Genomic DNA, 21,457 nt, shown 5'->3' with positions numbered 1-21,457 from the left:
AGCAAGCTCCCTCGCCACAAAGGCCATTGCGATTATTTTTTGCGCAATTGCTCCAGAGCCTCATAAGGCTCTAGCGCCCATTGTTGTATGCGTTCGTTAAGCAGCACCGAGGCTTCGCGACGCTTGTCATCGCTGTCGCCGACAAACACCTGCGACGGCTGCTTGGCATGTTGTCCCGCCGCCGTGAGCACCTGCTTGCATTGTTCGATATCCAAAGCAAAGAACGCCGCCAACCGCCCCGTCATGGCTTGCGGCAGTTCGCTGTAGTTCACCGCCCATCCCCCAAACGCCCGGCATTGCGCCACCCCCACCGTCAGCAACCTCCCCAATCGTCGGGCGATGAAATCCTCACGGCTGCTGAACGGACATTCCTCATCCAGCACACTCGCCCCGATCATCCCCGGCACCATGTGCATGCCCGGGCGACGTAGATGCGAGACGGCGATTTCCAGCGGATCGCGATAAAGAAACAACCACGGCGTTTCAGGAAAACACTCGCGCAGCAATGGCAGTTCACCGATGTTCCAGGCGTCGAGTTTGATCACCAGCCGTTGCTCCACGCCAAGCCGACGTTGCCCGTAGGCAGACAGCAACCCTTTGATGGCGGCACAGCGTTCGACGGCGGGCAAATCACTGCGCAGCAACGCATCCAGCGGCGGTGCTTCGCTGATGACGATGTGGTTATCGAGTTGCGCCAGCATCTGGCTGATCAGGGTCGAGCCGCAGCGAGAGGCGTGAAAGATAAAGGCGCTCGGCGTCAGGCCGGGACTGCAAACCTGCCAGTCAGCAAGGGTCGACAATGCAGTTTTTCGGCGAAACGCCTGATTGAACGGCAGCCGCAGCGCATCCTCCACCGCATCACGAAAAAACGGCTGATGCAGCCGCGTGTCACCGAACCAGCACCAGTCGACTTGCCATTGCCCGGCCACTTTCCAGACGCGGATCGGCAACCAGCCTTCGAGGTTCAGGCGCTCCATTGTTCATTCCATTGACGGCGACCGTCGCGCATCGCCGCGCGCAGTTCTTCACGGGTGAACGCAAGTCCACGCTCAGCGGCCAGTTCCAGGGTGCGGGCGATAAAGGCTTGGTTGTCCTGCAACCCCCGCAAGGACTTGCACAGCTGCGGATCGCTGGCCACCAACGTCTGAAACTGCGCAAAAGCGTCATGACCGATTTGCGGTGACGGCGTGGTTGCCAGCCCGTCGATAATCGCCTGCTCCAACCAGGCACCGGGTCGGCAATCGAGCACCAGATGAATCCGTGCCTGGGTATCGCGATTGTCCACGCGATGAGGCCGCGACAGGTCTAGAAACCAGCATTCGCCAGCGGCCATCGGCATGCGTTGGCCGTCCAGCAGAAAGTCCACTCGGGGTGGGCTGAGCAGCGGAATGTGCAGACGCAAATCAGCGTCTGGTTCGCCCAGGTCATAGTCGCGATGCTCGTGAATGCGCCCGCCCGGGCCGAGCCGCAACAGACGTGCGCAGACGACTTCCAGCGGCAGATCCCGCAACCCTTGCTGCCATCGAACATCTTGCAGCCAGGGGGCACGCAGCAAAGGCTCACCGCGACCGGGCGACAGTTCAGTCAAGGCATCGGCTGCGGAAATCAGCGCCACACCGCTCCAGTCGCCAGCGTAATAATCGCTATTGAAATGGCTGTGCCAATCGCCCTCGCCTATTGCCGCCAGCGCCTGCAACAGCAACGGCAAATCCACCGTTACCGGCAAGCGGGAGAAGGCCGGCCGACTCATCGTTTCGGCAACACCGCGCACTCGCCGAGCCAAGTCAGCAAACGGTCGAGACAGGCCTCGACCGACTGCGCGCCCGTGTCGAGCACCAGCGATGCGCACGGCGGTGGCTCGTAAGGCGCGGAAACACCGGTAAACCCCGCCAACTCACCCCGTCGAGCCCGGGCGTAATGACCTTTGGGGTCACGCTGTTCACACACTGCCAATGAGGCGCTGCACCAGACTTCGCGGTAATCCTCGCCCAACCGTCGGGCGAACACTTCACGCAACTCCACCAAAGGCGCGATCATCGCGAGAATGACGATCTGCCCGTTCTCGACCAACAGCGCCGCAAGTTCGCTGGCGCGGCGGATGTTTTCCAGGCGATCACTGTCGGTAAACCCCAAATCGCGATTGAGCCCCACCCGCAATCCGTCGCCATCGAGCACCACACTTTGCACACCGTGTTCGAACAGCTCGGCGTGCAGTGCCTGGGCCAATGTCGACTTGCCCGCGGCCGGTAAACCGGTCAGCAGAATCGCCGTGCCACGATGACCGTTGCGGGTCTCCCTTTGGGCGCGGCTGATGCTCGCCGTCGGCGCCAGCAGGTTATTGGACCGGGACATGGGCCACCGGCACTGAGATGTTGCCCGCCGCCCACGCCTCTTCGCGATTGGCCAGGGCGGTGGCGATGGACTGGACTTCGGTCGATTGCACTTCGTCAGGCAACGGATCGAGACCGGCGCTGGCGAAGATTTGCCCGTAAGCGTTGCGTAGGTCGGCGTAAGACAAGTCGCGTCGCAGATCCGCTTGCAACGTGTTCAACTCACCCTGAATCAGGTCCAGTTCGCCAAGCCCGGCCGCCTGATAACGATTGCGCAGTTGGCCGACGATTTGCCCATCAATGTCTGACAGTTGCTGATTGGTCTTGAACTGCCGCATCGCCTCGCGATAGTTGGCGTTGGCCACGTAAAGCTGCGCCAGTACGGCAATCGACATCGCCTGTCGGCGCGCCGTGGCGACTTCTTCACCGGCCTTGGCAACGTCGATCGCGGCGGGTGCGGAAATCACATTGAACAGGTTCCAGGTGACTTTCACCCCGTAATCCGCCCAGCCCTGCTCCACCAAAAACGAGTTGCTGTCGTAATGCCCACCGGCGGAAAACTCCAGCCCCGGCAGCAGACGCAGCATGGCTTTGCGGGTTTCGGCGGCGCTGATGCGGGTCTGGTAATCCTGCTCTCGCAACTCCGGCCGACTGGTCAGGGCTTCCTGTTCCAGGCTGGCGAGGTCGACCTTGAGTTCCGGAATGACGTAATCGTCCTGGGTCGCCAGCGTCAGATTGGTACTCGGAGGCAGGTTGATCAGGGTCGCCAGTTCGGTTTTCGCCAGCGACAGTGCGCGGCGTTGCTCTTCCAGTTGCCGAGTGGCTTCGATCAGCGAGCGCTGATAACCCAACGCCTGAATCGGATCGCCGATGCGCTGTTCGCTCATGCTCTGGCTATTGTTGCGAGCGGTTTCGACCCGGGCCATCAGGCTGTCGATTTGCTTGAGCAAACGTTCGGCGGCCATGGCTCGCCAATAGGCCGAGCGTACGTCCTGAACGATGGTATTGATCACCTTGCGCCGACGCTCCTGCACGATCAGCCGCTGATCGCCCTGCTGTTTGGCACTGATGTAACTGACGCCGAAGTCGAGCACGTTCCAGACCATGGTCAGGTCCGCCACTTCACGGTCGCGGTCCTGGGAGGTCGATGGTTCCAGGGACTGGGTTCCGGTTTCCACGCTCTGGCTGCTGGAAGCGTTTACGTTATTACGCCCCACGTACCCGGCGTCCAGCGCCATGCGTGGCAGCATGTCGAAACTGGCGAGGTCGAGTTGGCGCTTGGCCAAGGCCTCTTCCATGATCTTGAGTCGGCCTTCAAGGTTGTATTTCACCGCGCGGGCCATGGCTTGGTGCAGAGTCAGTGGGCCGCTGAGGGGCTCCTGACCCGTGTACATCTTTTGCAGATCGCTTTTGGCGCGCTGTTGGCTGACGCCGCGTTCGATCGGTTCACTGGTGACTGCACACCCGCTGATCGCCAGCGCCAGCAGGCTGGCGCCGAATAACTTCTGACTTCTCTTCATCCTTGGAGCCCCCAGATGCTGCCCTGCTTTAATGGTTTTTTCAGGCCTGCATTTCACTGATGCCGACCTGTTGCAAAGCCGCGGCCAGGCTTTCAACCTGCCGCTGCTCGGTGTCTTTGAGCTGTTGCAATTGCTGGCCGAGACTCGGTGCGCCAAACACGCCGCGCAGCCCTTGGGAAGCATCTCCCGTCCTGATTGAGTTATTACCGAAGGTGCTCAGCGAATCCCCCTCGCTGCCAATGTCCTGATTGAACAGATTCGACAGCGTACTGGTGCCAAAAACCCCGCCATCGCCACCACCGAAGCCGAGGAAGCCGTGGCCTGAACCATCGCCACCGTTTTCACTGCTGCTGAATACCTGCGCGATAAAGCTTGGCGCCAGCGCCCCGTGGTTCATGAAAATGTCGCCCAGAGGCCGAATGCCGTTGCCGATCACCCGTTGCTCAAACAGCGGGGCAAAGGTCAGCGGCGAGCCAAGATCGCCAGTGGGCGGAGTGAAGATGATCGGTTGTAATGGCACATTGGGCTGAGCGGGCACGGTGACAGGTGGTAGGACCACAAACGCCGGCACGGTGTTGATCGTGTAATTGTTGGAGACCGCGACGCTGGCGCCGATGTTGCCCGCCAGGTCCGTCACATTGCTGGTGTCCAGCGCAATGAAGTTGCTCGGGTCGGTGATGTTCGCGGCAGGTGTGAAGGTCCCGGTCCAGGTCTTGCCGCCGTCGCTGCTGGCCAGGTTGGTCAACTCGCCATTGGTGACGCTCAGGTCCGACAAATCGAAGTCGCTTACCGCCTCGTTGAACGTGAAGGTCACCAGCGTCGTCTGGCCAATGCCCAGGATCGGGTTGGCCACCACGATGGTGACGGTCGGGCGAGTCGCATCGAGCGCATAGTTGTTGGAAATGGCGATGCTGGCGCCGGCATTGCCCGCCGCGTCGAGCACATTGCCGGTGTCGAGCAGGATCAGGTTGGTCGCATCGTTGAGGCTCGCGGTCGGCGTGAGCGTGGCGGTCCAGGTCAAACCGCCGTTGTTGCTGACCAAGTTGGACAGCACACCATTGGCCACGCTGAGGTCCGACAGGTCGAAACCGGACACCGCTTCGCTGAAGGTAAAGGTCACCGTGGTGGTCTCGCCGATACCCAGTTTATTGTCCGCGACCACAATGGTCGCGGTCGGGCGGGCGGTATCAATCGCGTAGTTGTTGGAGTCGGTCACGCCGACGCCGCTGTTGCCCGACGCGTTGGTTACACCGCTGTTGTCCAGGCTGATCAGGTTAGTGGTGTCCGTCACGCTGGCCGCAGGTGTGAAAGTCGCGGTCCAGGTCACGCCGCCATCGCTGGACGAAACACTGCTAAGAGTGCCGTTGGCTACGGTCAGATCGGCGTTGCTGAAACCGCTGACCGCTTCGGAGAAGGTGATCGTCACCAGCGAAGTTTCACCGACCTTGAGGGCGTTGTCGGCAACCACGATGGTAGCGGTCGGTACCTGGGTTTCCACCACATAGTTGGCCGAGTTGGTGGTGCCCGCCCCGGTATTGCCGGCCACATCAGTCACACCGGTATTGGCCAGGGTGATGATGTTAGTGGCGTCAGTAATCCCGATAGTCGGAGTAAAGGTCCCGGTCCAGGTGATGCCACCGTCGCTGCTACTGACTGCACTCAAGGTGCCGTTGGCGATGCTCAAATCACTGTTGTCGAAACCTGTCACCGCCTCGCTGAAGGTAATGGTCACCAGCGCGGTTTCACCCGGTTTGAGGGTCGTATCGCTCAGCACGATGGTGGCGGTCGGGCGTAGGCTGTCGATGGCGTAGTTATTCGAATCGGTGGTACCGGCGCCCGTGTTGCCGGCCCCATCGATCACTCCGGTGTTGTCCAGGGTAATCAGGTTGGTCGAATCGGTGACGCTCGCCGTCGGCGTCAGGGTTGCGGTATAGGTGATGTTATCGCTGGTGCTCAGATTGCTCAGGGTACCGTTGCTCACCGTCAGGTCGGCCGTGGTAAATCCGGTCACCGCTTCGGAGAACGTGATGGTCACCACCGATGTTTGTCCCACCGCCAGCGCTGCGTCCGCGACCACAATGGTTGCCGTTGGCCGCACAGTGTCGATGGCGTAGTTGTTGGAATCGGTGGTGCCGCTACCGGCGTTGCCCGAGCCGTTTTGCACACCGCTGTTATCCAGGGTGATGACGTTGCTGGTGTCAGTGATGGCATTGGTCGGCGTAAAGGTCGCGGTCCAGGTGATGCCGCCGTCGCTGCTACTGACGGCACTCAGGGTGCCGTTGGCGATGGTCAGGTCGGCATTGCTGAAACCGCTGACCGCTTCACTGAAGGTGATGGTTACCAGCGAGGTTTCACCGATGCTCAACGCATTATCGGCGACAACGATGGTGGCCGTCGGCAGCACCGTATCGATGGTGTAGTTGCCGGAGTTGGTGGTGCCGCTGCCGGTGTTGCCGGCCACGTCGGTGACACCGGTATTGGCCAGGGTAATGACGTTGCTCGAGTCATTCACGCCGACGGTCGGGGTGAAGGTCGCGGTCCAGGTGATGCCGCCGTCGCTGCTGCTCACCGCGGTCAACGTGCCGTTGGCGATGCTCAGGTCGGCGTTGGTGAAACCCGTTACTGCCTCGGAGAAGGTAATGGTCACCAGCGAGGTTTCGCCGGCACTGAGGGTAGGGTCGGCCAGGACGATGGTCGCGGTCGGGCGCACGGTGTCGATGGCGTAGTTGTTGGAATCGGTGGTGCCGGACCCGGTATTGCCCGACAGGTCGCTGACCCCGGTGTTGCCCAGGGTGATCAGGTTGGTGGTGTCGTTGATGCTCGCGGAGGGCGTGAAGGTTGCCGTCCAAGTGATACCGCCGTCACTGCTGCTCACCGCGCTCAGCGTACCGTTGGCAATGGTCAGGTCGGCGTTGGTGAAACCACTGACCGCTTCACTGAAGGTGATCGTCACCAGCGAGGTTTCGCCGATTCTCAGCGCCGTGTCCGTGACCACGATGGTGGCCGTTGGCCGCACGGTGTCGATCGCGTAGTTGTTGGAGTCGGTGGTGCCGCTACCGGCGTTGCCCGAGCCGTTTTGCACACCGCTGTTATCCAGGGTGATGAGGTTGCTGGTGTCGGTGATGGCATTGGTCGGCGTAAAGGTTGCGGTCCAGGTGATGCCGCCGTCGCTGCTACTGACGGCACTCAGGGTGCCATTGGCGATGGTCAGGTCGGCATTGGAGAAACCGCTGACGGCTTCGCTGAAGGTAATAGTCACCAGCGACGTTTCGCCGATTTTCAGTGAGGTATCGGCGACCACGATGGTGGCCGTCGGCAGCACCGTATCGATGGTGTAGTTGCCGGAGTTGGTGGTGCCGCTGCCGGTGTTGCCGGCCACATCGGTCACGCCGGTATTGGCCAGGGTGATGACGTTGCTGGCGTCGTTCACGCCTGCGGTTGGCGTGAAGGTCGCGATCCAGGTAATGCCGCCGTCACTGCTGCTCACCGCCGTCAACGTGCCGTTGGCGATGCTCAGGTCGGCGTTGGTGAAACCCGTTACTGCCTCGGAGAAGGTAATGGTCACCAGCGAGGTTTCGCCGGCACTCAGGGTAGGGTCAGCCAGGACGATGGTCGCGGTCGGGCGCAGCGTGTCGATGGCGTAGTTGTTGGAATCGGTGGTGCCGCTGCCGGCGTTGCCCGCCAGATCAGCCACGCCGGTGTTGTCCAGAGTGATCAGGTTGGTGGTGTCGTTGATGCTCGCGCTCGGGGTGAAGGTCGCCGTCCAGGTGATGCCGCCGTCGCTGCTGCTCACCGAGGTCAACGTGCCGTTGGTAATGGTCAGGTCGGCGTTGGTGAAACCACTCACCGCTTCACTGAAGGTGATGGTGACCAGAGAGGTTTCGCCGATTCTCAGTGCCGTGTCCGCGACCACAATGGTTGCCGTCGGCCGCACGGTGTCGATGGCGTAGTTGTTGGAATCGGTGGTGCCGCTGCCCACGTTGCCGGTGGCGGCAGCCTGCACGCCAGTGTTGTCCAGGGTGATCAGGTTGGTCGTGTCAGTAATGCTGGCCGTCGGGGTGAAGGTGGCGGTCCAGGTGATGCCGCCGTCACCGCTGCTCACCGAGGTCAACGTGCCGTTGGCGATGCTCAGGTCGGCGTTGGTGAAACCGGTCACGGCCTGGTTGAAGGTGATGGTCACCAGTGACGTTTCGCCGATTCTCAACGCAGTGTCCGCCACCACAATCGTCGCGGTCGGCGGGGCGGTGTCGATGGCGTAGTTGCCCGAAGAACTGATGCCGCTGCCGGTATTGCCTGCCAGATCCGCCACGCCGGTGTTGGCCAGGCTGATGACGTTGGTCGCGCTGATGATCCCTGCGGTCGGGGTAAACGTGGCGGTCCAGGTGATGCCGCCGTCACTGCTGCTCACCGCGGTCAACGTGCCGTTGGCGATGCTCAGGTCGGCGTTGGTGAAACCGGTCACCGCCTCGGAGAAGGTGATGGTCACCAGCGAGGTTTCACCCGCTGTCAGCGCCGTATCGGCCAGCACGATTGTCGCCGTCGGGCGCAGCGTGTCGATGGCGTAGTTGTTGGAATCGGTGGTGCCACTGCCAGCGTTGCCCGCCAGATCGGCCACGCCGGTGTTGTCCAGGGTGATCAGGTTGGTGGTGTCGTTGATGCTCGCGGAGGGCGTGAAGGTTGCGGTCCAGGTAATCCCGCCGTCGCTGCTGCTCACCGAGGTCAATGTGCCGTTGGTAATGGTCAGGTCAGCGTTGGTGAAACCGCTTACCGCCTCGGAGAACGTGATCGTCACCAGCGAAGTTTCGCCGATTCTCAGCGCGGTGTCTGCGACCACGATGGTGGCCGTTGGGCGCACGGTGTCGATGGCGTAGTTGTTGGAACTGGTCGTGCCGCTGCCCACGTTGCCGGTGGCGGTAGCCTGCACGCCGGTGTTGTCCAGGGTGATCAGGTTGGTCGTGTCAGTAATGCTGGCCGTCGGGGTGAAGGTGGCGGTCCAGGTGATGCCGCCGTCACCGCTGCTCACCGAGGTCAACGTGCCGTTGGCGATGGTCAGGTCAGCGTTGGTGAAACCGCTCACGGCCTGGTTGAAGGTGATGGTCACCAGTGACGTTTCACCGATTCTCAACGCAGTGTCGGCCACCACAATCGTCGCGGTCGGCGGGGCGGTGTCGATGGCGTAATTGCCCGAGGAACTGATGCCGCTGCCGGTATTGCCTGCCAGATCCGCCACGCCGGTGTTGGCCAGGCTGATGACGTTGGTCGCGCTGATGATCCCTGCGGTCGGGGTAAACGTGGCGGTCCAGGTGATGCCGCCGTCGCTGCTGCTCACCGCGGTCAACGTGCCGTTGGCGATGCTCAGGTCGGCGTTGGTGAAACCGGTCACCGCCTCGGAGAAGGTGATGGTCACCAGCGAGGTTTCACCCGCTGTCAGCGCCGTATCGGCCAGCACGATTGTCGCCGTCGGGCGCAGCGTGTCGATGGCGTAGTTGTTGGAATCGGTGGTGCCACTGCCAGCGTTGCCCGCCAGATCGGCCACGCCGGTGTTGTCCAGGGTGATCAGGTTGGTGGTGTCGTTGATGCTCGCGGAGGGCGTGAAGGTGGCGGTCCAGGTGATTCCGCCGTCGCTGCTGCTCACCGAGGTCAATGTGCCGTTGGTAATCGTCAGGTCGGCGTTGGTGAAACCGCTTACCGCCTCGGAGAACGTGATCGTCACCAGAGAGGTTTCGCCGATTCTCAGTGCCGTGTCCGCGACCACAATGGTTGCCGTCGGCCGCACGGTGTCGATGGCGTAGTTGTTGGAATCGGTGGTGCCGCTGCCGGCATTGCCTGCCAGGTCGCTGATCCCGGTGTTGTCCAGGGTGATCAGGTTGGTCGTGTCGGAAATGCTGGCGGTCGGGGTGAAGGTCGCCGTCCAGGTGATGCCGCCGTCGCTGCTGCTCACCGAGGTCAACGTGCCGTTGGTGATGGTCAGGTCGGCGTTGGTGAAACCGCTGACCGCTTCACTGAAGGTGATCGTCACCAGAGAGGTCTCGCCGATTCTCAGCGCAGTGTCCGCCACCACGATGGTCGCGGTTGGACGGAGGGTATCGATGGCATAGTTGTTGGAATCGGTAGTGCCGCTGCCTGCGTTGCCCGCCAGGTCGCTGACCCCGGTGTTATTCAGGGTGATCAGGTTGGTCGTGTCGTTGATGCTCGCGTTCGGGGTGAACGTGGCGGTCCAGGTGATGCCGCCGTCGCTGCTGCTCACCGAGGTCAACGTGCCGTTGGCAATCGTCAGGTCGGCGTTGGTGAAACCGCTTACCGCCTCGGAGAAGGTGATGGTCACCAGAGAGGTTTCTCCGATTCTCAACGCCGTGTCCGTCACCACGATGGTCGCCGTTGGTCGCACGGTATCGATGGCGTAATTGTTCGAATCGGTGGTGCCGCTCCCGGCGTTGCCCGCCAGGTCGCTGACCCCGGTATTGTCCAGGGTGACCAGGTTGGTCGCATCGGTGATGCTGGCGGTCGGGGTGAAGGTCCCCGTCCAGGTGATGCCGCCGTCGCCGCTGCTCACCGAGGTCAAAGTGCCGTTGGCAATCGTCAGGTCGGCATTGGTGAGACCGGTGACCGCTTCGTTGAAGGTGATGGTCACCAGCGACGTTTCGCCGACCTTGAGGGCGGTGTCGGCGAACACAATGCTGGCGGTTGGCCGGGCTGTATCGACCACGTAGTTATTGGAGTTGGTCGTACCGACGCCGGCGGTGCCCAGACCGTTGATCACCCCGGTGTTGTCCAGGGTGATGACGTTGGTTGTATCGGAAATACTGGCGGTCGGCGTGAACGTTGCCGTCCAGGTGATACCGCCATCGCCGCTGCTCACTGCCGTCAACGTGCCGTTGGCGATGGTCAGATCCGCATTGGTGAAACCGGTCACGGCCTCGGAGAACGTGATGGTCACCAAGGACGTTTCGCCGATGCTCAGTGTGGTGTCAGCGACCACAATGGTCGCGGTTGGCGGCGGCGAATACGCGGTGTTGAGTACACCGCCATCGTTATAGATTGTCGCGACGGAGGTTGGCGAGGTGCCGGTTGTCCCCCCGCCCAGCGCAGCGCCACCGGCCCCACTGGCCGCGGCATTACCTGCCAGGGCCGCGAAGTTGGCTGCCGTGATCAGCAGCGTGCCTTTGTTCCAGATCGCGCCCACGCCCCGGCCGCCCACGCCGCCATTGGTGGCATTGCTGCCATAGCCACCACCGCCGCCACCGCCACCGCCACCGCCAATGTTATTGGTAATGGATGACGTGCCAACAATGGTCATGGTGCCGCTGCTGGCGTTGTAGATCCCGCCCACCGCGTTGCCGCCAGCGCCACCCACCTTGTCCCAACCGGCCCCGCCGCCGCCACCGCCAATGGAAATCGTGCCATTGGTCGCCGTCGCACCGTTACCGCCGTTGCTGTAATAGGAAACGCCCACCCCGCCAGCACCGCCAGTGGTGGTACCGCCGCGACCGCCCATGTGGGTTGCGTCATAACCGCCGCCGTAACCACCGACGCCACCGCCGCCCGCACCGCCGCCCAACGTGCCGGTGCCCGGCCCTGCCGAACCGCCATGCCCGCCGCCCTGGCCGCCCAGACCGCCGCCACCGCCACCGCCACCGCCGTAAAAAGGGCCCGTGACACCACCACCGCCACCGCCACCGGAAGCGCCGTTGGAGGTCACGGTAACGTTGTTCAGGGTCAGAATCCCTGCGTTGAAAATCCCCCCGGCCATCGCGCCCGAGGCACCGTAGCCACCGTTGCCGCCAGTACCCGACACCAAGCCTCGGGTGATCACCAGGCCATCGAGCGTCACGATACTGCCAGACGCCACTTCAATGACTCGGGTCCTGTACTGACCATCGAGAATCACGTCAGCCGCGCCGTCGTTGTTCAAGTCGCCATCAACGGTGATGTTCTTGTTGATCAGCAGTTCGGACGTCAGTTGCACCGTCATGCTGCTGTTAAAGGTGACGATATCGCCATTCTGCGCCGAGGCGATGGCGGCACGCAGTGAGCCGATGCCCGTGTTGGCGTTGTTGGTGGCGGTCCAGGTGGCCAGGCCCCACTGATACTCGCTCATGGCTGTGGTCGAGAGGACGTTGGCGCTTTCGATGTTGCCAGTGGCAATTTCCAGATTCCAGTCGCCACCGACCCCAGTGCGATTGCTGGAAGCAGCCACATCGCGGCCGGTCAGTTGCGCCAGCGAGTCGACAAAACTCAAGCCACGCTCACCTTCGGCGGTGTAGCAGCCGTAGATCATAATGTCGCCGCCGACGTTCATGTCCTTACCGATTTCCGCCAGCACCGCGCTGCGGGCCGCGACGTTGTCGGCCGACAGATAACTATCGCCAAGCCACAGATCGCCGGCGTTGCCGTGAGCGATGATCTGCACCGAGCTGACGCCCTGATGGCCGTCCAGATAATCAGCGATTTGTTGCAGGCCATCTTTGCTGGCATCCAGCTGGATCACCTGAGTGCCGGGCGCAACGCCCTGAAGCAAGCTGTCGGCGTCCTTGACCCGCGAATCAACGAACACCACGCTCTGCCCCGGCACCGCAGTGGGTGCTGGCGCTGGCGTGGCATCGGCCTGGCCATGGGTATCCTGGCTGGCGACCGGTTGATCGGCCGTCGGTGCCTTGACCGCGTCGGCAGCGGCCTGGCTGTCAGCCTGGGCGGTATCGGCAACTGTGGCGGCCACCGCGCCGTCGAAAAGCATGCGTGGCTCCAGGGACATGATCATTGGCGAGGCCAGCGCTCGTGCGCCTTCGGTAACCCGCGACTTGCCTTTGCTCCACCACATGCTGCTCACCCGGACTCGAACTTTTAGACGCATCAATGAAAACGCCGCGATCAACTGATCGCGGCGTCGGCTTTCATACGAATGACATTGGCGGCGCTGGCGGAGCCATCGAGCCAAAAGGACAACTCGGCGTACTGCTTGAACAAGTCCGGCGGCAGGATCGTGCGCCTGGATTGCAATTGAACCTTGGCCTTCACCTTGTGCAGCCCCGAGAGGCCGAGGGCCTGATCGAATTCCGGTGCGTCGTAGGCCAAATGATCGAAGTCATGTTCGAACCAGGGTTCGCCGATGAAGTCGTAGACCAGCCGCATCACCCGCTCCGGCGCCTGGCTCAGCAGGTCGTAATCGATGATCAGCAACGAGTCGGCGTGTTCGCCGTAATAGGCTTCCTTGAGGGCGGCCCAGGAAAACCCCACCAGCCGATTACGCTGAGCCAGGGTTTCGCAGCGGCTATAGACCGTGTTGCGTTCGACCGCATCGCCGAACAGCTTGGTGTTTTCGAAGGGGTTGGCGCGGTACAGGCGCTCGATACTGTCCATGACCCAGGCGACATTGCGCACGCAGGCAATGATCTTGGCTTGAGGGAACAGATCGCTGATTGCCGGCAGGCGCGAACTCCACAGGCGGTTCGTGTCGAACACCACCGGTTTGTCGGCCTTGTCGGCGTAGAAAGAATCGAACAGGCCGCGCAACAGACGGCGACGCAGGTCGGTGTCGATCACCGCACCGAACTCGCTGCCGGCGCTGCATTGTTCCAGAACACCGGAAAAAAGCGCACCTACGGGGCTGGTCATACCGGCATGAAAGCGCGGGTTCTGCAACAAAATCGCAGAAAGCAGGGTTGAACCTGAACGCGGCAAGCCGGAAATAAAGTGGAATTGTTGCAATCCATTCACCCGTCGACAGTCCTTTGTACGACGGAGCGTAGACCATGAATTGCCTTACAGCTAGCGGTGTTTTGATATCAAATCGGAGCTAAATCGACTGGAAAAACACGATTTAACAAGCTCAGAAAAGATGAATCGTTTAAGCCTTGAAACCCAACGTTACTTCAGCACGTACAAGCTTGCCTTCGCGCCTCCTGCCCGGGTTTCGCGGATGCGTTGCCAACCCGCAGGCAAGGGGGCGAATTCGTCCGGTCCATCGACGGTGCCGACCAGCCAAACTCGACCATTACCTTTGGGTAAGGCGCCAAGACTATCCAGATAGATGTCATGGGTCACCAGCGTACCGAAACCGTAAGCGTTCGGCCGGCTCGACCTGCCATCGGCCAATGGCGGCGTGTACAGCAACGGCTTGACGTCTGTCCGGTTGTAATAGACATAACTCAGGTACCAAAGCATGTCGCTGGTGACGATTTGATCGCCGGGGGTGAAGTGCTGGTTCACGTAGTTGACCATGACGCTGATCTGATCGTCGGTGTCCACTGTGGCATTGTTCTTCAAGCCCACCAGCTCGACGCCGACAAACAGCATCAGCACTGCCAGCGCCAATACCTTGGAGCCCGCGTACAAGCGATCGATGGCCAGCGCCACAAGCATTGGCAGACCCAGGGCATAAGCGGTCAGGTAACGCTCGATAAACACCGGCGATATGAACGACACCACAAACACCAGCAACACCGGGAGAACGGTGTAGATCACCGCCAGTGCACTGCCACGGAAAACACTGCGATCGCGCGCCAACGCCACGCCCGCCAGGTTCAGCAGCGCCAGTGGCAGCGCGATAAAAACCAGTGTGGGCAGGTTTTCGCCATCGTCCTGGATCAGGAACGTCCAGATCATCGAAGGTAATGAGCCGAGCGTGACCGGCACCTCCCACCCCACATCGCCATTGGCTTTGAGCTGATCCATGTGCTGGATCAGATCGAGCAGATTGGGCACCCACGGCAGGTACAACGCCACAATCGTCGCATTGGCCAGCCACCAGCCAGAGCGCTGAATGTGCCGTAATCGATACCCTGATTGCACGCGGATCAGTCCCAGATACAGCCAGTGGCAAAGCACACACAGCGCCGTGAAGTAATGGGTGTAGAACGCCGCACTCATCAGCAGGGTGTAAATCACCAGATAGCGTGTCCGTTGCGGTCGCCTGATCCAATACATCAAGGCGATCGTGGCACCGATCAGCCACAGCCCCAGCAGGGAATACATCCGCACTTCCTGGCTGTAACGCACCGCCGTGGGCAGCAGCGCCAGCAGAACCCCCGCCAGCAATGCGGCGCGGCGGGTAGCGAGCAAGTCCACCAGCCAGACGCCGAGCCCAACCGTGGCAATCCCCGGCAGCGCACTCAGGCTGCGAATCGAAAAAATGCCGTCGCCGAACAGGCCGATCCAGCCGTGCAGCAGCATGAAATACAGGGGTGGATGCACATCATGAGCCGCGTGCTCCCAGATCCCGGTCAGGGAATACTGGCTCAGCAACAGGCTGGACCCTTCGTCGCCCCAGATCGCTGCCGCCGTCAGGTCGTAAAAACGCACCAGCGCGGCCAATACCAGGATCGGCAACAGCCAGTGCTCGCGCGCCCAGCGCAGCAAGCGGCGGGCAGCCGCCCACGACCGCGGCGTCGCGTGCGGATCCTGGGTGTCGCCCAGCGGGGTTTCTCTGCGCGCCTCCATTACCTCCCCTTGCAACGGCCATGTAAAAACCGAAGCTTCACAAGCACTGTAGGACAGCCGCGGGCCCGTCGTCGATGCTGGCCTTGCGACGGACGACGTCCGGCAATCATTCCGATCAGCGTCTACGCTTTGGCGTGGCGTGACCCAGCCACGGAGATGAAAGGAGTCGGCTGATCAACGCGAACTGCCCGGATAACCGGGTCTGCAACGTGACGTATCAGACACTAACCTGAGGGATGAGGAACTATGGAAGTATTCATCGGCACTATTCAGCCTTTCGCCTTTAACTTCGCGCCCAACGGCTGGGCCCTATGCAACGGCCAGACGCTGAGCATCGCGCAATACAACACGGTTTTCGCACTACTGGGAGTCAACTTCGGAGGCAATGGCACCACCAGTTTCATGCTGCCCAACCTGCAAGGTCGCATGCCGGTCGCCATGGGCAACGGCTTGGGCCTGACCCCGCGCGTCATCGGCGAAGTCTCCGGGACCGAGAACGTCACCGCGACCATCACTAACCTGCCCAACCACACCCACGCCTTGTCCGGGCTCACGGCCACCACCACCCTGCAACTGGCCAGCCCGGCGAGCAACCCGGTCACCAACCCGACCGCCACCAACTCGTACATCGGCGCCTCGGGAGGCGGGCCGGGCTCGGCGAGTATTTACTCCGATCAGCAAGGTGCAGCGGCCGTACCGCTCAAGGGCGTGGCCACTACGGTAACGGGGGAAATCTCGTCCGCCGGCAACGGCTTGCCCATGGAAGTGATGAACCCGTTCCTGGTGCTCAACTTCAGCATCGCCCTGAACGGTCTTTTCCCTTCGCGTAACTGAGGGTCTGGCCGGGGGATGCAAATCCCCCGGCCACTTTTGCTTTATGGAGTGATGCCATGCTGCAACAGGTTCAAAGCCAACACTTTCAGGCACTGTTGGGCAAGACGGGGACGCTGCGGCTGCCCGATCGCAGTGAATTGCCGATCCATATCGACACTCTTGCAGAAACGCCCCGCTCACAGATGCCAAACAGCGAGCGTATGCCGTTCAGCGTCGAGTTCAACAGCCTGCAACCCACCGATTTTGTCGATGGCTTGTGTGCGCTGGAGTTGCCGGAGCTGGGCCGGGTGGAAGATATTTTTGTTTCGCGAGTACCGGCCATGGGGCGTGATCCGCAACTGGGGTATTTCTACATCGCGTTCAATTGAGAACTTTGTGGGAGCGAGTTTGTGGCGAGGGGGCTTGCCCCCGTTGGGCCGCGCAGCGACCCCGGCATTTCAAAGTTAAACCGCATGTAAAGGGTTTACGACTGCTTCGCAGCCGAACGGGGGCAAGCCCCCTCGCCACACAAGCCCGCTCCCACAGTTTTTTGTATTGCTCTTAACATTGCGGATACCACACCAATCGCTCCGCAGCCGGGTTGCGCTCTTCAACCTGAAACCCCAGCGCCAGGTAATGCTGGCGCGCATGGGGATTATTGGCCCAGACCACCGTCGCTACCGGGCAGCGGATTTGTTGTGCGGCTTTTTGCACACCTTGCAGCACCGTCCGACCGTAACCCTTGCCTCGGGCCTGTGGGATGAACGCCAGGTACAGCACGCGAATTTCATTGGGACCGAAGTCGGTGGTCAACGCGCCAATGGCCGTGTCGAGTTTCTCGATCACGTAATGCATGGCATTGGGGAAGTTCTCCCCCAGCCCTTGTTCCTGCACTTTGAATTGCTGGGCAACCACCTGCTCAACCACCTCTTGCTCACCGTCGATCCATTGCAGATCCGGCCGCGCCGCTTGGTAAAGGCTGTGCAGAAAAGGTCCATCGCTGGTCCGCGAAGGCCTGACCACCAAGCCGTCCGCTGCCACTGAATCGGTTTTCGCCATCGTTGTTCTCCCTTAGCTATTCACCTTAGAAGCCGCTTTCCCTGACCCCCAAAGCCGCCAAGCGCCGCCAGGCAACGCCCAGCAACGACTCGCCACTGCCTTGCAACACCACAATGCCGCGCAACGGCTGCACCGGTGTCGGCGTATTTTCGAGGATGCTCAACCGTGCGCCGTACTGCGCCTGCACCGGCTCGGCGCGCTGATGCTGATCACGCCGCACGGCGATCGGCCCGTGATGATCGGAGGTCAGCGCTTCCTGATCGACATAAGCCACGCCGTTGGTGTCGATTTCGCTCAATTGCACGGCGATCGCCGGGTGCATCGGATCATCGGCGATGAACCGTCCGCTGGCACCCGGGGCGACACGCCAGAGTTCGGCCTCGGCCAGATAACCGCGCAACCGCGCGCCGTCCTCGACCACCCGGGCCAAAGGATCCTTGGTCGAAAGCCAGCGGCCGACCGTTAACTGTGGCAGCAGATCGCGCACCTTGCCGCCGTGGGGCGCGCGCAACAGCAGACGTTCACGCTGAGCGGCCAGGCCCCGATATTCGGCCACGGCTTCAGCCAAACGCTGTTCGACGATACCGGCATCGGCGGCGGTTTCGCTACGGCCGGCCTGACGACGCATCTGTAATTGCTGAATCTGGATTTCGCGACGGACGATGGCCTGGCGCGAGTCCAGATCCGGTGATTCCAGCTCGATCAGCACCTCACCTTGAGCGACGATCTGGCCGTCATGCACATTCACCGTCTTGACCCGCGCCGCCACCGGCGCGTGCAGGGCGCTGGCGCGTCCGGCCTCAAGCATCGTCGGCAACTCCACCGCGCTGCGCCATGGCAGCGCCAGCAGCAACAACAACCCAAGCAACGCCAGACCGCTGAGCAGTACCCGAGGCGCATGCGCCTGTTCGCGACGGCTCCACCATTGCCGCCACTCGCTCAGGATCGGCAGAAAGATGAACCACACCAGCTCCACCAGCATCAAGAAAATCCCCAACACCTTGAAGAACAGGTGATAAACCGCCAGTGCAATCCCGAAAAACAGCGCCGCGCGCCACAGCCAAGCGCCATACCCCCAGATCAACAAACGCCGCTGCATCTTCGGCGACCAAGGCTCCGGTGCCGGGGCCGCGTAGCCGAACAAAAACTCACGCAGCCGCCAGCGGCACAAGGCAAAGGCCCGCCCTTGAAGGTTGTCCACTTCCCAGAAATCACTGAGCAAGAAGTAGCCATCGAAACGCATGAACGGGTTGAGATTGATCACCAGGGTGGTGATCCAGGTCGCACTGGCGAGCATGAATGCCGCCGTGCGCCCGGGGCCGTCAGGCAGCAGTGACCAAGCGAGCAGCGCGATACACGCCAACACCAGTTCCGCCAGCACCCCGCCGGCACCGATCAGCAACCGCGCCCGGCGATCATTGACGCGCCAGGCATCGCTGACGTCCGTGTAAAACATCGGCAGCAGCACCATGAACGCCACGCCCATGCTCTGCACCCGACAACCGGCGCGCTTGGCCATGAAGGCGTGGCCGAATTCGTGGCAAAGCTTGGCGAAAAACAGCGCCACACCAAATGCCAACGCACCGCCGAGGCTGAACAGGTGCGGAAAGGTCGCGATAAACCGCTGCCAGTCCCGTGAGACCAGAAATACCCCGAGCCCCAGTGTCGCGGGCAATCCGTAGCGCAATGCACGCGGGCCGAAACGCTCCAGCCACGGCCAGACGCGATTGAGAAAGGCGTCCGGGCGCCACAGCGGAATCCGGAAAAACAGGTATTGATGCAGCAAGATTTGCCACAGGCTCTGGCGCTGAGCCGCGGCCTTCAGGCTGTAACTGGCACGCTGCGACGGGTCGAGGGCGCTGATCAGGTCGTGGCCGCGCAAAAACTCCAGCAATTGCTCAAGCGCCACGCCATCCAGCGGCAGCCCTGGTTCGCGGTTGGCGGCACGCAGCACTTGCTCCGGATCGCCCAGGGACCAATGGCGCAGCAGGCGCATCGCCGCCGCACCGAGTTTGAAATAGCGCCCACGCACCGGGTCGGCCAGGGTCCAGCGCGGCGACCCGTCTAGGGCTGGGGCCGCCGTCGACAATTGCAGGTCTGCCCGCAGGCTCGGCAGGCTCATCTAAAGACCCACGCTCTGACGCAACCCGGCCAGCGGTCGACGCAACAGGTACAACGCCAGCGGGGCACGATCGCCGAAGACTTTCGCGGTACCACGCAGGCCGATACGTGGCGGCGCGGCGTCAAATGTTGCATCCAGCCGATAAGCCAGTTGTCCGGCAGCGGTGGGCTGCGCTTCGTAGGCCGAACGTTCGAGTTTGGCCAAGTGCCGCTGCAGCGGATCGCTGTCGAGAAACAGCGCAACTTGCGCCCCCGGCTCCAGGGCAATCGCATCGCCCACGGCCAGTTCGATGCGCAACTCGGCCTGGTTCGGGTCGGCGATTTCCATCAGCCGCTCGCCGGTTTGCACGGGTTTTCCGGTCCAGCGTTCGGCGTCGGCGAACACGGCGATACCGTCCCGCTCGGCGCGTACTTCGCTGCGTTTGAGCAGCTCACGGGCGTAATCCCGTTCGGCGCGCTTCTGCTCCACTCGCGCCGCCAGCAGATCGATTTTCGAACTGGATTCGGCATCGGCGAAGGAGCGTTGGGAATTGGCCTTGAGTTCCGCTTCGGCAACGCCCAGGGCGCGCTCGGCCACATCGGCCTGAGCCTTGAGCGTGGTGCTTTCGAAGCGCAGCAGCAGGTCGCCGGTTTTCACCGTCTGATTGGGTTTGACCAGAAACTCGGCGATCACCCCGTCCAGCGGCGCCGCCACCACCCGACCGCCCAACGGGACGACTTCGGCCGGGGCCAGCACCGATTGGCGCACCGGAATCAGCAACCCGAGCAACAACACGGCAACCAGCGCCACCTGACGCTTGCGCGTCCAGCGCAGTCGCCAGGGTTTGCGTGGTTGCTGCGCCAGCCAGGCATGGCTGTAGGTGTCGCCCAGTTGCGACAGCAGCACTTGTTCGGAAGGGTTCCACGGCACATCCCGCGCCAGCCACAGACCGCCGAACACCTCGCCCTGATGATCGATCAGCGGCAGCCAGAACACCTGAGCGGCTGACAGACTTTGCCAATCGGCCAGAATCGATTCGCTGAGAAGATCGGGCGTGATCACCCGCGCCTGTTTCAACACCTCAAGCTTGAACAGCTGTGCGACTGCTTGCTCGACAAACGCCACGAACGGCGCATTCGGTTCCACGGCACTGACACCGGTGACCGCCTGCACTTTGCCGGCGATCAACAACGCGGCATGGCGGAAACCGAACAGCGCCTGGCCGTCATTCACCAGGCTGTAAGCCAGTTGCGAAGGCGTGCGCGCGGCGCGAGTCTGGCGTTCGAGATCGAGAAACCTTGCGAACACTTGCTCGGCGCCGCCGGTCACCGGCGCGTTCATTTGAGCTCCGCGAAACGCGCCGTTCCGCTCATGCCAGCCAACAGCCCCTTGGCATTGGGCAATGTCGCCACCAGCAGCAAGGTCTGGCTGCCTTCGTCGATCCGCGCACCGAGGCGTTTGACCGTGGCATCCAGCGGCTGGCCGGTTTCATCGGGGACAAAACTGAACGTCTGGCCGGGCTTGAGTTTGCCCATCCAGCGTGATGGCACCAACAGGTGAATTTCCAGGGTGCGGTTATCGACCACGTCCAGCAACGGCGCGCCAGCGGCAACGCTTTCGTAGCGTTTGACCTTGCGCTCGACGACCTGACCATCGAACGGCGCCACCACATTGCAGCGTTTGACCTGAACCTGATAGACCTGAGACTGCGCCTGAATCTCGCTGACCTTGGCCTCGGCCCGCGCCACTTCAAAGCGCCCGACTGAATTCAACGCCGCCAGTTGTTTGTTGTGTGCCAGCTCTTCACCAGCACCACGGCTGGCGGCCTGAGCCGCGTTGAGCTGGGCCAGATAAGCCGAACAGTCAAACCGTGCCAGGGTGTCGCCCTTTTTGAACGACTCGCCCTCACTGAACGGCAACTCGACAATCCGCCCCGACAACTCGCTGGCCAGCACCGCCTGATCCCGGGCTCGCAGCACACCACGGGCTTCACTGCTGGCTGACGCGTTACCACCGACCGCACTGTTTTCCAGCAACGGATCGTCCGGCGCAGGCGTTTGCGCCTGTACTACGCACGTTACGAAGGTCAATCCAATAACCAAAATACGAACACGCCGCATAACCGTAACTCCCTGACGGATGAGCGGAGTCTATGACAGCGGGGGTGAGCGTCAAGCCGGATGGCCATCATTGGTTGA

Annotated in this window: 13 protein-coding genes; 2 read left to right on the top strand and 11 right to left on the bottom strand. The window is 61.9% G+C overall.

Annotation, left to right across the window (positions count from 1 at the left end):
* Nucleotides 1-32: 32 nt before the first annotated feature.
* From ACZ3HH_RS03350 to ACZ3HH_RS03320, 7 genes are all read right to left on the bottom strand, one after another.
* Complete coding sequence (locus tag ACZ3HH_RS03350; RefSeq protein ID WP_465802757.1) at nucleotides 33-977, bottom strand: sulfotransferase family protein; 945 nt, start codon at nucleotides 975-977, stop codon at nucleotides 33-35.
* Nucleotides 965-1,750, bottom strand: a complete 786-nt coding sequence (locus ACZ3HH_RS03345; RefSeq protein ID WP_465802756.1) for an aspartyl/asparaginyl beta-hydroxylase domain-containing protein — start codon at nucleotides 1,748-1,750, stop codon at nucleotides 965-967. The genes ACZ3HH_RS03350 and ACZ3HH_RS03345 overlap by 13 nt, the downstream gene beginning before the upstream one ends.
* Nucleotides 1,747-2,352 (bottom strand): adenylyl-sulfate kinase, encoded by a 606-nt coding sequence (gene cysC / locus ACZ3HH_RS03340; protein ID WP_465802755.1) that lies wholly within the window; start codon nucleotides 2,350-2,352, stop codon nucleotides 1,747-1,749. The genes ACZ3HH_RS03345 and cysC overlap by 4 nt, the downstream gene beginning before the upstream one ends.
* On the bottom strand, nucleotides 2,336-3,850 hold the full coding sequence (locus ACZ3HH_RS03335; protein WP_465802754.1) for a TolC family protein: 1,515 nt from the start codon (nucleotides 3,848-3,850) through the stop codon (nucleotides 2,336-2,338). Before ACZ3HH_RS03335 ends, cysC begins: the two co-directional genes overlap by 17 nt.
* A 40-nt stretch (nucleotides 3,851-3,890) precedes the next feature.
* Nucleotides 3,891-12,668 carry an Ig-like domain-containing protein gene (locus tag ACZ3HH_RS03330; protein ID WP_465803386.1) on the bottom strand — a complete coding sequence of 2,926 codons (8,778 nt, stop codon included), beginning with the start codon at nucleotides 12,666-12,668 and terminating at the stop codon, nucleotides 3,891-3,893.
* A gap of 50 nt (nucleotides 12,669-12,718) precedes the next feature.
* Nucleotides 12,719-13,564: a sulfotransferase family protein gene (locus ACZ3HH_RS03325; RefSeq protein WP_230174075.1), complete on the bottom strand. Its 846-nt coding sequence runs from the start codon at nucleotides 13,562-13,564 to the stop codon at nucleotides 12,719-12,721.
* A 150-nt stretch (nucleotides 13,565-13,714) separates the two neighbouring features.
* A complete protein-coding gene (locus ACZ3HH_RS03320; protein ID WP_465802753.1) occupies nucleotides 13,715-15,286 on the bottom strand; it encodes a glycosyltransferase family 39 protein in 1,572 nt (523 codons plus the stop codon).
* 246 nt (nucleotides 15,287-15,532) lie between these two features.
* On the opposite strand from ACZ3HH_RS03320, the gene ACZ3HH_RS03315 reads away from it, so the two are divergent.
* Nucleotides 15,533-16,120, top strand: coding sequence for a phage tail protein (locus ACZ3HH_RS03315; RefSeq protein WP_048395974.1), 588 nt, complete (start codon nucleotides 15,533-15,535; stop codon nucleotides 16,118-16,120).
* Nucleotides 16,121-16,176: 56 nt separating this feature from the next.
* Nucleotides 16,177-16,488 carry a DUF6916 family protein gene (locus tag ACZ3HH_RS03310; protein ID WP_465802752.1) on the top strand — a complete coding sequence of 104 codons (312 nt, stop codon included), beginning with the start codon at nucleotides 16,177-16,179 and terminating at the stop codon, nucleotides 16,486-16,488.
* A gap of 172 nt (nucleotides 16,489-16,660) precedes the next feature.
* Here ACZ3HH_RS03310 and ACZ3HH_RS03305 read toward each other — a convergent pair whose 3' ends face one another.
* From ACZ3HH_RS03305 to ACZ3HH_RS03290, 4 genes are read right to left on the bottom strand one after another with little or no spacing between them, the layout of a single operon-like run.
* On the bottom strand, nucleotides 16,661-17,158 hold the full coding sequence (locus ACZ3HH_RS03305; protein WP_305504060.1) for a GNAT family N-acetyltransferase: 498 nt from the start codon (nucleotides 17,156-17,158) through the stop codon (nucleotides 16,661-16,663).
* A gap of 25 nt (nucleotides 17,159-17,183) precedes the next feature.
* The gene (locus tag ACZ3HH_RS03300; protein WP_465802751.1) at nucleotides 17,184-19,280 is read right to left on the bottom strand and encodes a site-2 protease family protein; all 2,097 of its coding nucleotides are present in this window, start codon (nucleotides 19,278-19,280) and stop codon (nucleotides 17,184-17,186) included.
* Nucleotides 19,281-20,600: an efflux RND transporter periplasmic adaptor subunit gene (locus tag ACZ3HH_RS03295; protein WP_123357204.1), complete on the bottom strand. Its 1,320-nt coding sequence runs from the start codon at nucleotides 20,598-20,600 to the stop codon at nucleotides 19,281-19,283.
* Nucleotides 20,597-21,379, bottom strand: coding sequence for an efflux RND transporter periplasmic adaptor subunit (locus ACZ3HH_RS03290; RefSeq protein ID WP_465802750.1), 783 nt, complete (start codon nucleotides 21,377-21,379; stop codon nucleotides 20,597-20,599). Before ACZ3HH_RS03290 ends, ACZ3HH_RS03295 begins: the two co-directional genes overlap by 4 nt.
* Nucleotides 21,380-21,457 lie beyond the last annotated feature (78 nt).

This window comes from Pseudomonas sp. PME37.24/025, assembly GCF_055556615.1.
This window is presented reverse-complemented; position numbering and strand designations above follow the sequence as displayed.

Coding starts and splice junctions, on each gene's coding strand:
- ACZ3HH_RS03350 (WP_465802757.1), bottom strand. CDS start 977: ATGGAGCGCCTGAACCTCGAAGGCTGGTTGCCGATCCGCGTCTGGAAA.
- ACZ3HH_RS03345 (WP_465802756.1), bottom strand. CDS start 1,750: ATGAGTCGGCCGGCCTTCTCCCGCTTGCCGGTAACGGTGGATTTGCCG.
- cysC (WP_465802755.1), bottom strand. CDS start 2,352: ATGTCCCGGTCCAATAACCTGCTGGCGCCGACGGCGAGCATCAGCCGC.
- ACZ3HH_RS03335 (WP_465802754.1), bottom strand. CDS start 3,850: ATGAAGAGAAGTCAGAAGTTATTCGGCGCCAGCCTGCTGGCGCTGGCG.
- ACZ3HH_RS03330 (WP_465803386.1), bottom strand. CDS start 12,668: ATGTGGTGGAGCAAAGGCAAGTCGCGGGTTACCGAAGGCGCACGAGCG.
- ACZ3HH_RS03320 (WP_465802753.1), bottom strand. CDS start 15,286: ATGGAGGCGCGCAGAGAAACCCCGCTGGGCGACACCCAGGATCCGCAC.
- ACZ3HH_RS03315 (WP_048395974.1), top strand. CDS start 15,533: ATGGAAGTATTCATCGGCACTATTCAGCCTTTCGCCTTTAACTTCGCG.
- ACZ3HH_RS03310 (WP_465802752.1), top strand. CDS start 16,177: ATGCTGCAACAGGTTCAAAGCCAACACTTTCAGGCACTGTTGGGCAAG.
- ACZ3HH_RS03305 (WP_305504060.1), bottom strand. CDS start 17,158: ATGGCGAAAACCGATTCAGTGGCAGCGGACGGCTTGGTGGTCAGGCCT.
- ACZ3HH_RS03300 (WP_465802751.1), bottom strand. CDS start 19,280: ATGAGCCTGCCGAGCCTGCGGGCAGACCTGCAATTGTCGACGGCGGCC.
- ACZ3HH_RS03295 (WP_123357204.1), bottom strand. CDS start 20,600: ATGAACGCGCCGGTGACCGGCGGCGCCGAGCAAGTGTTCGCAAGGTTT.
- ACZ3HH_RS03290 (WP_465802750.1), bottom strand. CDS start 21,379: ATGCGGCGTGTTCGTATTTTGGTTATTGGATTGACCTTCGTAACGTGC.